Source organism: Chryseobacterium aahli (assembly GCF_022699665.1).
GTDB lineage: Bacteria > Bacteroidota > Bacteroidia > Flavobacteriales > Weeksellaceae > Chryseobacterium > Chryseobacterium aahli.
The window spans coordinates 97,132-110,016 of record NZ_JALDNB010000002.1 but is presented as its reverse complement, the minus strand read 5'-3'; the positions used below and the strand labels follow the sequence as shown (position 1 = coordinate 110,016).

At 35.6% G+C, this 12,885-nt stretch carries 15 protein-coding genes; 12 read left to right on the top strand and 3 right to left on the bottom strand.

Annotated features, from left to right (window positions below):
* Positions 1 to 37 precede the first annotated feature (37 nt).
* The 8 genes from MQX03_RS02785 to MQX03_RS02750 all read left to right on the top strand — a co-directional run bounded on the left by MQX03_RS02785 (position 38) and on the right by MQX03_RS02750 (position 4,562).
* Entirely contained in the window at positions 38 to 433 is a 396-nt protein-coding gene (locus MQX03_RS02785; RefSeq protein WP_242801302.1) for a MauE/DoxX family redox-associated membrane protein, read from the top strand.
* 4 nt (positions 434 to 437) lie between these two features.
* The gene (locus MQX03_RS02780; RefSeq protein WP_242801300.1) at positions 438 to 938 is read left to right on the top strand and encodes a PPC domain-containing DNA-binding protein; all 501 of its coding nucleotides are present in this window, start codon (positions 438 to 440) and stop codon (positions 936 to 938) included.
* Entirely contained in the window at positions 931 to 1,518 is a 588-nt protein-coding gene (locus MQX03_RS02775) for a Crp/Fnr family transcriptional regulator (protein WP_242801298.1), read from the top strand. The genes MQX03_RS02780 and MQX03_RS02775 overlap by 8 nt, the downstream gene beginning before the upstream one ends.
* 99 nt (positions 1,519 to 1,617) lie before the next feature.
* The gene (locus MQX03_RS02770; RefSeq protein WP_242801296.1) at positions 1,618 to 2,694 is read left to right on the top strand and encodes an SDR family oxidoreductase; all 1,077 of its coding nucleotides are present in this window, start codon (positions 1,618 to 1,620) and stop codon (positions 2,692 to 2,694) included.
* Positions 2,695 to 2,782: 88 nt separating this feature from the next.
* The gene (locus tag MQX03_RS02765; protein ID WP_242801294.1) at positions 2,783 to 3,373 is read left to right on the top strand and encodes a TetR/AcrR family transcriptional regulator; all 591 of its coding nucleotides are present in this window, start codon (positions 2,783 to 2,785) and stop codon (positions 3,371 to 3,373) included.
* A 69-nt stretch (positions 3,374 to 3,442) separates the two neighbouring features.
* Complete coding sequence (locus tag MQX03_RS02760; RefSeq protein WP_242801292.1) at positions 3,443 to 3,901, top strand: hypothetical protein; 459 nt, start codon at positions 3,443 to 3,445, stop codon at positions 3,899 to 3,901.
* A 2-nt stretch (positions 3,902 to 3,903) separates the two neighbouring features.
* Entirely contained in the window at positions 3,904 to 4,206 is a 303-nt protein-coding gene (locus tag MQX03_RS02755) for a DUF3817 domain-containing protein (RefSeq protein ID WP_242801291.1), read from the top strand.
* Complete coding sequence (locus MQX03_RS02750) at positions 4,203 to 4,562, top strand: rhodanese-like domain-containing protein (RefSeq protein WP_242801289.1); 360 nt, start codon at positions 4,203 to 4,205, stop codon at positions 4,560 to 4,562. Before MQX03_RS02755 ends, MQX03_RS02750 begins: the two co-directional genes overlap by 4 nt.
* Positions 4,563 to 4,620: 58 nt before the next feature.
* Here MQX03_RS02750 and MQX03_RS02745 read toward each other — a convergent pair whose 3' ends face one another.
* The 3 genes from MQX03_RS02745 to MQX03_RS02735 form a co-directional block, all read right to left on the bottom strand.
* The gene (locus MQX03_RS02745; protein ID WP_242801287.1) at positions 4,621 to 5,286 is read right to left on the bottom strand and encodes a hypothetical protein; all 666 of its coding nucleotides are present in this window, start codon (positions 5,284 to 5,286) and stop codon (positions 4,621 to 4,623) included.
* Positions 5,287 to 5,324: 38 nt separating this feature from the next.
* The gene (locus MQX03_RS02740) at positions 5,325 to 5,975 is read right to left on the bottom strand and encodes an NADPH-dependent F420 reductase (RefSeq protein WP_242801285.1); all 651 of its coding nucleotides are present in this window, start codon (positions 5,973 to 5,975) and stop codon (positions 5,325 to 5,327) included.
* An 89-nt stretch (positions 5,976 to 6,064) separates the two neighbouring features.
* On the bottom strand, positions 6,065 to 6,673 hold the full coding sequence (locus MQX03_RS02735) for a Crp/Fnr family transcriptional regulator (protein WP_242801283.1): 609 nt from the start codon (positions 6,671 to 6,673) through the stop codon (positions 6,065 to 6,067).
* An 84-nt stretch (positions 6,674 to 6,757) separates the two neighbouring features.
* On the opposite strand from MQX03_RS02735, the gene MQX03_RS02730 reads away from it, so the two are divergent.
* The 4 genes from MQX03_RS02730 to pdeM all read left to right on the top strand — a co-directional run bounded on the left by MQX03_RS02730 (position 6,758) and on the right by pdeM (position 12,885).
* Complete coding sequence (locus MQX03_RS02730; RefSeq protein ID WP_242801282.1) at positions 6,758 to 7,810, top strand: ligase-associated DNA damage response exonuclease; 1,053 nt, start codon at positions 6,758 to 6,760, stop codon at positions 7,808 to 7,810.
* 161 nt (positions 7,811 to 7,971) lie between these two features.
* On the top strand, positions 7,972 to 9,552 hold the full coding sequence (locus tag MQX03_RS02725) for an ATP-dependent DNA ligase (RefSeq protein WP_242801280.1): 1,581 nt from the start codon (positions 7,972 to 7,974) through the stop codon (positions 9,550 to 9,552).
* A gap of 241 nt (positions 9,553 to 9,793) precedes the next feature.
* Positions 9,794 to 12,202 (top strand): ligase-associated DNA damage response DEXH box helicase, encoded by a 2,409-nt coding sequence (locus MQX03_RS02720; protein WP_242802111.1) that lies wholly within the window; start codon positions 9,794 to 9,796, stop codon positions 12,200 to 12,202.
* A gap of 38 nt (positions 12,203 to 12,240) precedes the next feature.
* Positions 12,241 to 12,885 carry a ligase-associated DNA damage response endonuclease PdeM gene (pdeM, locus tag MQX03_RS02715; RefSeq protein ID WP_242801279.1) on the top strand — a complete coding sequence of 215 codons (645 nt, stop codon included), beginning with the start codon at positions 12,241 to 12,243 and terminating at the stop codon, positions 12,883 to 12,885.

Genomic DNA, 12,885 nt, shown 5'->3' with positions numbered 1-12,885 from the left:
GAACATCCAGCTTCATCTTCCAACCAAAATAAAAACTATGAAAGACTTCAAAACAATATTCTTCTTCCTGAGACTTCCGATCGCCATTTCATTGGCAGGACACGGATTAGTAAGAATTCCAAAAATACAATCCTTTACCGAAGGAATGGTGAAATCTATGGAGAAATCGGCAATTCCGGAAGTATTGATCACGCCTTTCGGATATCTGCTTCCATTTTTAGAAGCGATAGTCGGAGTTGCTTTATTGATTGGTTTTAAACCGAAATTAACAATTTATGCTTCACTTGCCTTGATGAGCATCCTGATTTTGGGAAGCAGCTCTGTTGAAAACTGGTCAGCGATTGAAGCGCAACTACTCCATTCTCTATATCTGTTTGCGCTTTTGTGGTTTTATTTAAAATACAGTTTTGAAGAACATCAACCCATAATATAACAATATGAAAGAACGAATTTTAGAAGGCGAATTGTGGACTGCCAAAAAAATTGAGAATAATTATATCGTGAGCATTAAAGACAAATCGAGTATTGTGCAGGCATTGCATGATTTTGTTTTAAATCAGAATATCAAATCCGGACAGGTGACAGGAATTGGCGCGGTAAGTGAAGCAACACTGAGGTTTTTCGACTTTTCTACGAAAGATTATGTTGACAAAAAGTTTGACGAACAAATGGAAGTTACCAATATATCAGGAAACGTTTCGGTTGCGGAAGATAAACCGCTACTCCACACCTGCATATTACTTTGGGAAGACAGGATTACTCGGCCATTGCAGGGCATTTGCAGGGTGCAAAAATTCGGGGAGCGGGAGAATTTTTCTTTTATCCTATGGGAATTCCGGTTTTTAAAACTAAAAATGAAGACATTGGAATTATTCTCTATGACTTTGAAAAGTCTGATGAGAAAGCATAATTTTGTTCTAAATTACCCAGATGTTTGACGTCCTCATTTCACATATTCAAAACAAAGTACATTTAACCGAAGAAGAAAAAATCGAGTTACAATCTTTTTTCTCGGTTAAAAAATTAAAGAGAAAACAGTTCTTACTTCAGGAAGGAAATATCTGCACGCATCTTTCTTTCGTAAGTAAAGGTTTGCTAAAATCTTATTTTGTTGATGAAAAAGGTGGTGAAAACATCAATATGTTTGCTTTCGAAGGCTGGTGGATTTCAGATTTTAAAAGTTTTATCAGTCAGGAAAAGGCAGTTCTGAATATTGATGCAGTCGAAGAAACCGAATTGTTGATGATCAGTCTCGAAAATTATGAAAAACTGATGTTGAAAATTCCGGTGATGGATCGTTACTTCAGGATTTTGTATCAGAACAGTTTAGTGACGAAAGATTATCGTTTAATTGCGTCTAACAGTTACACTGCAGAGGAAAAATATCTCGAGTTAGCTCAGAAAAATCCAGAAATGATCCAAAGAATTCCACACAATCTGATTGCTTCATTTTTAGGTTTAGCTCCCGAAACGGTCAGCAGAATTCGTAAAAAACTTTTATTAAAAGGTCAAATCTAAATTTAAAATTTATATCATCAACTATTAATCAAAACTCATGATCCAGATCAAGTGTTTTCGATAGCAACCGCCATAGCTTTGTAGAAGAAATTTTACAAAATGGAAAACAATAAAAATATCGCATTAGTGGTTGGTGCCACCGGAATTACAGGAAGTAATCTCGCCAACGAACTTCTATCTCAAGGCTGGACAACCTACGGAATCTCCAGAAATACCAACAATAGTATCGAAGGATTAGTTTCCGTTAAAGCAGATCTTTTAGATACGGAAAGTTTGGAAGCTGCTTTAGAAAACATCGCTCCTACTCATGTTTTTTTTACAACATGGATGCGAAATGATACCGAAGAAGAAAATATCCATGTCAATAGCGCTTTGGTGAGAAATCTATTAGATGTTTTATCTCCAAAAAAATCAATGCAGCACGTTGCTTTGGTTACAGGATTGAAGCATTATTTAGGGCCATTCGAAGCATATGCGAAAGAAGGAAAACTACCTGAAACTCCTCTTAGAGAAGAGCAACCTAGACTTCCGCTACCCAATTTTTACTACGCTCAGGAAGATGAGATTTATGCAGCTTCTGAACGAGATGGTTTTAGCTGGAGTATTCACAGACCGCATACTGTAATTGGTTATACAGTCGGAAATGCAATGAATTTAGGAACGACATTAGCAGTTTATGCAAGCATTTGCAAAGAGACCGGTAGAAAATTTATCTGGCCCGGATCATCCGCACAATGGAACGGAATTTCTGATGTCACTGACGCAAGAATTTTAGCTAAACAATTGGTTTGGGCATCAACGACAGAAGAAGCGAAAAATACAGCATTTAATATCACAAACGGAGATATTTTCCGTTGGAAATGGCTGTGGTACAGATTGGCAGATTATTTTGGTGTTGAAGCAATTGGTTATGAAAACGAAATCAAACCACTCGAAAAAGAAATGCAGAATAATCAGGAAATATGGAGTAAAATAGTCGAGAAATACAATTTAAAGGAAGAAAATATAGAAAGATTGTCATCGGCATGGCATACCGATCTCGATTTGGGAAGACCACTTGAAGTGATGACAGACATGACCAACAGCCGAAAAGCGAGATTCAGAGAATTTCAGAATACAGAAGATTCTTTCTTTGATTTATTTAAAAAATTGAAAGAAGAAAAAATTATCCCTTAAATATTTGCGAGAAGAGTTGTTTAAAAGCAGCTCTTTTTTTTTGATTAATAAAATTTGTTCCTTTGTAAAACAGACCAATTAGTATTTTATGAAAAAATCGCAGGAAACTCGTTTGAATATTCTTAGAAAAGCATTTGACTTGATTTACCAAAAAGGGTATCAAACAACAAGTGTTGATGAAATCATTGCTACAACTCAGGTTACAAAGGGTGCTTTTTATTATCATTTTAAAACGAAGGACGAAATGGGTCTAGCAATTATAAAAGAATTGATGATTCCTAATTTTCAAAATACTTTTATCGAACCCTTTCAAAATGATGATAATCCGATGGACATAATTTATAATTTAATGCATTATTTGTTGATGGAAAATGAGCATTTAAAGGTTGAATACGGCTGTCCGGCTTCCAATTTTACCCAAGAAATGGCTCCCTGGAATATTGATTTTACAAAAGCTTTAAACCAACTTTCTCTGCAATGGGAAGGTGCTATGATTGACGCGATTGAAAAGGGAAAAGAAAATGGAATAATCAAAGCAGAGTTAAGTGCAAAAGAGGTAGCCGTTTTTGTATTATCAGGATATTGGGGCGTTCGGAATTTAGGGAAATTAGAAAATTCGAAATCTGTTTATCTTATTTATTTAAAAGGACTTAAGTCATATTTTGACTCGCTGAAATAATTTTTATTCAAAAAACATACTAATTAGTATGTTTTTATTTTATCTTTGTTGCATTGAAAACTTTAAACAATGTATCAAACCCTTACATTTCTTCATTCTACTTTCCGCTGGCTGGTTTTACTGAGTTTGTTCTACTCTATTTTCAGAGCTTACAAAGGTTATTTTTGTAATAAAGAATTTTCAAAAACTGATCATTCAGTAAGACATTGGACTGCTACGATTGCTCATATTCAATTGGTTTTAGGAATTACTTTATATTCTCAAAGTCCGATTATCAAATACTTTTGGAAGAATTTCAATGAAGCTAAAGAATCATTAAACTTAATTTTCTTTGGATTGATTCATATTTTATTGATGCTGTTGTCTATTATTTTAATCACAATTGGTTCATCCGTTTCCAAAAGAAAAACGACTGATAAAGAAAAGTTTAAAACAATGTTGATTTACTTTTCAATTGCTTTACTCATTATTTTCATCGCTATTCCGTGGCCATTTTCACCGCTTGCTAACAGACCTTATTTCAGATAATTATGATTAATTTATTTAAAACTAAAATCGGACGCTTAAGAATCATTGCCATTCTTGAAGGAATTTCATTATTAACCTTAGTATTTATCGCCATTCCAATGAAATACGGATTTGATAATCCTGCTTTTGTAAAGATGATGGGGCCAATTCACGGTTCATTATTTCTGTTGTTTTTATTCAATACTTTAAGTGTTGGCGTAGAACAAAACTGGAAATTCAAAGAAACGACCTGGAAAGTACTTTTGGCTTGTATCATTCCGTTCGGAACATTTTATATCGATAAAAAAATACTAATCAAACTATGAAGAATATCTTGATTTTCTGTGGAGTAATCTTGTTGATTTATGTTGTTTATAGAGTTTATAAATACCAGACTTTGGACGATGGTTTAGACAAATTGATTAAAAACGGAGCCGTAATTTTAGATGTAAGAACTGAAAAAGAATTTGAAACCGGACATATCGTTGGTTCACAGAACATTTCTTTAGGAGCAATTCGTGAAAGATATGTAGAACTTGATCCTGATAAAACGTATATCACAGTTTGTTCCCACGGTTTGAGAAGTGTAAAAGTTGAAAATATTTTAAAAGAAAAAGGGTTCAAAAAAGTTTACAATGGCGGTGCCTGGATCGATTTGCAGAAAAACTTAGATTTAAAATAAAAATTCCGAAAGAAACAAGCTCTTCCGGAATCAATAAATTGATAAAACCTATAAATTCTTATTGTTTCGTAATTTTTAAATCTTTGAAATAACCGATTGTCCCAATATCCACCCAAAGTCCAATATTTCCCGATTGCGTTTTTCCCTTTCGTTCATTCACAACAAATGACGGGTGCTTTTGATTATTGACATATAAAATCGCAAGTCCATTTTTCAGTTCAATCCGTAACGTAATCCACTCATTCAAACCTGAGTCTGCATACGTTTCGTACTGTCCTTTGAATTCCGGTTTTCTTAATTTTTCAAACTTAAAATCCGGATATGCATAATATTGTACACTGTGATTTCTCGCAAATTGCTGTTCAGACCTTGCTGCTTTTGGTCTTAAATAAATCGATTCAAATGCAGATTTATCTTTATTAATATTAAAAGCTAAACCTATAAAACCTTGTGCAAACTCAAATGGAGAAGGTTTTTGAATCTGACTGTATACTTTTACCTCAATGATTCCGTTTTCGATATTTGTATTCGCTAATTTTAAGAAAGTCGCTTCGTCAACCGTATTCTCCAGATGATTCACGTCGAAAGGTATTTTTTCTAAATCTCTTTCAATCTTTAAAACTTTATCGCCTTCAAAATCAATGACAGAAGCCTTTACATTAGAAATTTTAAATTCTTTATTTTCAAATTTTATCGTTTGACCATAAACATTTGTAATAGTCATACCGGTAACTATTAATGATAATACTTTATTCTTAAACATTATATTTTTCCTTTTGCTTCGGTTAATGTAACTGGTTTTCCCAACGCTCCGAACTCGTGAAGGTCTCCAAAAACTTCAATTCTGATTGATTGATTAATACCTCCGATTCTTAAAGGTTCAAATCCACTATCATTAATTAAACCTTCAACTTCAGGATTGATACTTTCATCATCTGTAGCATAAAATAAAACTAATTTCTCCGGATTTTGATAAGCAGATTCTGATAAAGAGGAAGCACCAAGAGTTCCTAAAGCCTTAACTAACTTTGCATTTTCAGGTAAAAATTTCGAATTGATTTCTCCGGCAGATTCATTTTCGCCAATGATTTTTTTGAAACCTCCATTTTCATCTGGAGCAATTGGATTAGAAGGGTCAACAATAATTTTTCCTTCTAAATCTTTTGAATATTCTTTTAAAAATCCTTCAATCGCTTCAAAAGGAATTGATAAAACTAAAATTTGTGCATTTTTTACAGCATTCGGAATATCACTCGGAAGAACATTATTTCCCCATTTTGCAGATAATTCTTTTGCTTTTTCAAGGTTTCTGTCGGCAACGAAAAATTCTCTTTGTGATTTTGCAAGATTTCCGGCAACTGCCTGTCCGATATTTCCTAAGCCGATTACGGCTACTTTTGATGTTGTTGTCATTATTATTTCTTTTAAAATTATAATGCAAATTTCCATCAGAAAGGAGGCTTTTTCCAATGAACTAAATTAAGAAATAGACTTAATCTAGATTAAGATTTTTCTTTAAGAAGTTTAGCTTTTAGCTTGCTTAAAAATTCGGGTGTAATACCCAAAAATGAAGCAATCTGCGTTTGTGAAAGCCGGTTGGAAAGATGAGAATAGGTTTCCAGAAAAGAAAGATACCGGTCTTCGGCTGTCGAACTTATGTTTTGAAGCAATCTATTTTGAAGTGTGACAAAACTGTCTTCAATTAAAACCCTGAAAATTCTGTCAAATTTTGGAGCAGAAATATATAGCCTGATTAAATTTTCATAGCTAATCTGAAGAATCATCGTATCTTCCAACGCATCGATGCACAATTCTGAAGGTTTTTTCTGATGAAAACTTCCAATATCACTCAACCACCAGTTTTCTGAAGCAAATTGAAGGATATGTGTATTTCCTTTTTCATCAATTTTATACATTCTCAAACAGCCACGAACAACAAAATTGAATTGATTACAGACATCATTTTCCTGCAAAACATATTGTTTTTTCCTGTAAAGTCTCGATTTAAAAAATTCTGTCACAAGTTGAGTTTCTTCCGCATTCAAAGGAATTATATTATTAAAATAATTTAGTAAAGGCTCTGAAGAAGCTTGAAGCAGGTTTTCTTTCATTGAAAAATTTTACAAGACAAATTTATGATAAGTTTTAACATTTGGTTAGCTTTTTGAATAGTAAATTCCAAACCAAACACACTCTTGAAACTCATCACATTCACAAACAAAGGTATTTATTGTCCGCAGGGGAAATTTTATATTGACCCTTGGCGACCTGTAGATTATGCGGTCATCACCCACGGTCACGCAGATCACGCCCGTTGGGGAATGAAAAAATATCTTTGCCATCACTTCACAAAACCTATTTTACATCAAAGAATTTCTCCGGATATCGAATGTCAGACTTTGCAGTACGGCGAAGTGTTAGACATTAATGGTGTCAAACTTTCAATGCATCCCGCAGGTCATATTATTGGCTCGGCACAGATTCGTCTAGAATACAAAGGTTATGTGAGCGTAGTTTCCGGAGATTATAAAGTTCAGGATGATGGTTTGAGCACGCCTTTTGAATTGGTAAGATGCAATGAATTTGTGACTGAAAGTACGTTCGGACTTCCCATTTACAACTGGCTCGAAGTTTCGGATTTAAATAAAAGACTTCAGAACTGGGTTTTAAGAAATCAGGAAAATCAAAAAACGTCTGTTTTCATCGGTTATTCTTTGGGTAAAGCTCAAAGGATAATGAAAGCCGTTGAAGGAATGGGAAAAATCCACGTTCACTACTCGATTGGCAAATTAAACAAAGCTTTTGAAGAAGTAGGAATTGTGCTGCCCGATTATAAAGTTCCCGATTTTAGAGAAAGTATCAAACACGTTGCCGGCGACATCGTCATCGTTCCGCCCGCTTTGTTGGACAGCAATGTCATCAAGAAAATTCCTGATGCGGCAACAGCGATTTGTTCCGGTTGGATGCAGGTTCGCGGTGCAAGAAGATGGCGAAGTATGGATGCCGGTTTTCCAATGAGCGATCACGCCGATTGGAAGGGTCTGTTACAGGCTATCAAAGCGACAGAAGCAGAAATCGTTCACGTAACACACGGACAAACTGAGGTTTTTTCTAAATATTTAAATGAAATCGGAATTAAATCTGATGTTGTGGAAACTTTGTATGGCGATGATGACGAAGAAGTGACTGAAAAAGAAGTTGTATTAGATAAAAAAGAAGAAGAAGAATCAAAGCTGAATAAACCTTAAAGGTTTGGGAAGCTCCGTAGGAGCGGAATGTTTGTAGAAAGAAAGTAATGTGAGAAGTCTGAGCTCCGTAGGAGTGCCATGTTATATTTAAAACGTAGCCCAGCCAAAAATAAAAACATTCAATAAATGTGAATGTTTTCCAAATTAAAGAAAATTAAGAAATGAAAAATTTCGCAGAACTCATCAACGCTTTGGAAAGCACGAATAAAACCAATGCTAAAATCGATGCCATTATCGATTATCTTGAGCGTGCACCTGATGATGATAAATTGTGGTTTATCGCCCTATTTACGGGGAAAAGACCCAAGCGAAATGTGAACACCAACTATATGAAAGAATGGGCGTTGGAGATTACCCAATTGCCGTTCTGGCTTTTTCAGGAAAGCTATTCTTCAGTCGGCGATTTGGGTGAAACGATATCCTTGATTCTTCCTCCTCCCAACGAAAAAATCGAAAAAACCTTATCCGAATGGATGACGGAAATAATCGGACTGAAAACGAAAACTGAAGCTGAGAAAAAAGAATTTGTTCTTAATTCGTGGAACGGTTTGGATTATACCGAACGATTGATTTTCAATAAATTACTGGGTGGAAGTTTTAGAATTGGGGTTTCCTCAAAGATTTTGATTAATTCCCTCACAAAATTTTCCGGACAAGAAGCAAGCACTTTGATGCATAGTTTGATGGGAAAATGGCAACCTGATGAAGTTTCATTTCAGGAACTGATTTCTGCTGAAAATATAAATCCTGACAACTCAAAACCCTACCCTTTTTGTTTGGCTTACCCTCTGGAAAAAGAGCTGGAAGATTTAGGAAAACCCGAAGAATGGCTCATCGAATATAAGTGGGACGGAATCCGTGGACAAATCATCAGAAGGAACGACGAAGTTTTCATCTGGTCACGTGGTGAAGAGCTGGTAACGGAACAGTTTCCCGAAATTGCCGAGACCGTAAAAGCAATGAAAGGCAACTTTGTGATTGATGGCGAAATACTTGCGGTAAAAGAAGGCAATGTTTTAAATTTCAATGAATTACAAAAGCGATTAAACCGCAAAACTTTAACTAAAAAAATGCTTGCTGAAATTCCGATTGAGGTTTTTGCATACGATATTTTGGAACTCGAAGGAAATGATTTGCGGGAAAAACCCATCTCTGCCAGAAGAGCAATGTTGGAGGAATTATTATTAAATGAAACTCCGGAAAATATCAAAATTTCTCAGGCTATTGATTTTGAAGATTGGAGTAAATTAGATTTAATCAGAGAAAATTCAAGGGAAATCAACAGCGAGGGTTTGATGTTGAAACAGAAAAATTCGCATTATCATTCCGGACGAAAAAAAGGCGATTGGTGGAAATGGAAAATTAGTCCGTTAACGATTGATGCCGTCTTGATTTATGCTCAAAAAGGTAGCGGACGACGAAGCGCTTACTACACCGATTACAGTTTTGCCGTGAAAAGTGGCGACAAATTGGTCACCATTGCCAAAGCATATTCTGGACTGACCGACAAAGAAATTATGGAAGTCAGCAAGTTTGTGAATAAAAATGCAATTGAAAAATTCGGTCCTGTTCGTACTGTGAAAGCTGAATTGGTTTTCGAAATTGCGTTTGAAGGAATTGGTTTTAGCAATCGTCATAAAAGCGGCGTTGCATTGCGTTTCCCAAGGATTTTAAGATGGCGGAAAGATAAAACCGTGAATGATATTGATGATATTGAAGAGATTAAGAAACTGATACAGTAAAGTTTTAAACGCAATGGTCGCAAGGTCTCTTTTAAAATTTTTGAAAATATTTTTCCGTTCGCAAAGGCGTTTCACTCAGCCACTGGACAGTGCTATCTTTTACTGAACGAAGTGCCTTTGCGAACAAAAAATATGCACAAGAATGTCAAAAAATCTTTGCGCTCTTTGCGTTTAAATATATAATTAACAGAATTTGAGCAACTACGAAAATACCGAAGGCTTTAAAATCATTCAAAACTGGATGATGGAAAAAGGTAATTCTCCATTTAAATTTCAGGTTGATACCTGGAAGAAATTTGGCAGTGGCTACAGCGGAATGGTGGTAGCTCCGACTGGATTTGGGAAAACATTCTCGGTATTTTTAGCTTTGGTTTCAGACTTTCTTACGAATCCTGATAAGTATAAAAAAGGGCTGAAAATGATTTGGATAACGCCACTTCGTTCGCTTTCCAAAGATATTGCCAAAGCAATGCAGGAAGCGATTGACGAGATTGGCTTGGATTGGGCGGTTGGTGTAAGAAACGGCGACACCGACCCGAAAGTCCGTCAGCAACAGGTAAAAAATATGCCTGAAATTCTGGTCGTAACCCCAGAAAGTCTGCACTTGCTTTTGGCTCAGAAAAATCATCAGCGATTCTTTAACAGTATGCACTGTGTTGCGGTGGATGAATGGCACGAATTGCTGGGTTCTAAACGTGGTGTGATGGTTGAATTAGGAATTTCACAGCTCTTCTATTATGTTCGGAAACTTAAAATCTGGGGAATTACAGCGACCATCGGAAACCTTGATGAAGCGCAGGATGTTTTGATTCCTTATGACATTAAGAAAACAAAAATTACAGCTAAAGAACTTAAGAAAATCGACATCATTTCTGTTTTTCCGGATGAAGTTGAACTTTTGCCTTGGGCTGGGCATCTCGGACAAAAATTGGCTGATAAAGTCGTTCCTATTATTTTAGAATCCAAATCGACCATTGTTTTTACGAATACCCGAAGTCAGAGTGAAATGTGGTATCAGCTTTTGCTGAATGCTTATCCAGATTTTGCCGGACAAATTGCGATTCATCACAGTTCAATTGATGCGCATCTGAGAATCTGGATTGAGGAAAATTTAAGTTCAGGAAAACTGAAAGCTGTCGTTTCAACTTCATCTTTGGATTTGGGAATTGATTTTAAACCTGTGGATACCGTCATTCAAATTGGTTCTGCGAAAGGTGTTGCGAGATTTTTGCAGCGTGCGGGACGAAGTGGCCACTCTCCTTTTGAGACTTCGAAAATATTCTGTGTTCCCACGCATTCATTAGAACTGATTGAAGTTGCTGCCTTAAAGGAAGCCGTTAAACAGAAAGTTATTGAACCTCGTGAGCCGGTAGTTCTGTGTTTCGATGTTTTGGTTCAGTTTCTGATGACTTTAGCAGTTGGCGACGGATTTTTCCCCAACGAAGTTTATGAAAGAATTAAAAAAGTCTACACGTTTCAGGAAATCAGGGATGAAGAATGGAAAGCGATGATTGATTTTCTCACGATTGGCGGAAGTGCTTTAAAAAGCTACGAAGAATATCACAAAGTTGTCGTGATGGAAGATGGTTTGCACAAAGTGACTTCCAGAAAAATTGCAATGCTCCATCGAATGAATATGGGCGCCATCGTTAGCGATGCGATGCTAAAAGTGAAATTTATTTCCGGTGGTTATATCGGGATGGTTGAGGAATATTTTATTTCGAGACTGAAGAAAGAAGAGAAATTTATCTTGGCGGGTCGGGTTCTGGAAGTGGCGATGATTAAAGATATGACCGTTTTCGTTCGGGCTTCCAAAGGAAAAGCACAGGCTCCGAGTTATTTGGGTGGACGATTGCCTTTAAGTTCAAATTTGGGTCATTTTTTACGAGAAAAACTATCAGGAGCATTGAATCCGAAAGCTTCTGAGAAGGAACTGAAATTTCTGCATCCGCTTTTAGCCAATCAGGAAAAGCGCTCGCACATTCCGAAAAAGGATGAATTTTTAGTTGAATTAATTAAAAACCGTGAAGGTTATCATTTGTTTATGTATCCTTTTGAAGGGCGTTTGGTGCACGAAGTGATGGCTGCATTGATTGCTTATCGAATTTCAAAATTAGCTCCGATTTCCTTTTCGATGGCGATGAATGATTATGGTTTTGAATTGTTCAGCGACAAAGAAATTCCTCTGACTGAAGATAATTTAGATAAGATTCTGACCAGAGATAATCTGATGGTTGATGTGATTTCTAGTATCAATTCCGCGGAAATGGCTAGGCGTAAATTTAGGGATATTGCGGTAATTTCCGGAATGGTTGTTCAGAATTTTCCGGGACAACAACGTTCGAATAAAGCTTTGCAGAGTTCAGCTGGTTTGATTTTCAAAGTGTTGGAAGATTATGACCCGAATCATTTTCTCGTAAGACAGGCGTACACCGAGGTTTTTAATATGCAATTGCAGGAACAGAGATTGGTAGAAGCTTTTAAACGAATTGAGAAATCGAAGTTTATTTTAAAATATTCCAATAAATTTACACCTTTGAGTTTCCCGATTAAGGTTGACAGTTTGCGACAGACTTTAACAAGTGAAAATCTGGATGCAAGAATTCAGAAATTAATTAAACAATCAGGAAGAAATATTAAAGACGAATAAAAACTTCCATCTTCGAGCCTTCATCTTCCAACTTTACTATGAATATAGCGACCAAAATCATAACAATTCAAAACGAAATTTTCACTTTAACTAATCAAAGAGCTTTGTATTGGGAAAAGGAAAAGTCCTTAATTTTTTCAGATTTACACATCGGAAAAACCGCACATTTTCGTAAAAATGGAATTGCTTTGGCAAATCATATTATGAAAAATGATTTGGAACGTTTATCTATCTTAATAGAAAATTTTCAGCCAGAGAAATTTATTATTGTTGGAGATTTATTGCACGCAGGAAATAATTCTGATGTTGATATATTCTGTGAATGGAAAAATCAATATTCGGATATCAAATTCTGTTTGGTAGAAGGTAATCACGACAGAATTTCGAAAACTTTAGAGAAAAAATTGTGTTTAGATTTTAAAGCAGATTCATTGGAAATTAATGATATTTTATTCGTTCACGATTTTCATAAATCTAATTCTAAATTTCAAATCACAGGGCACATCCATCCGGGATTTGTTATTAATTCATCTGTTAAAAGGATAAAACTGCCCTGTTTTGCTGTGACTTCTAAACAATTATTGTTACCTGCTTTCAGCGAATTCACAGGTCTGGATACAAAAAACATCCCTAAAAAAGGAATGTATTTTGTTTTTACAGATTCTGAAATTTATGAGATTTAG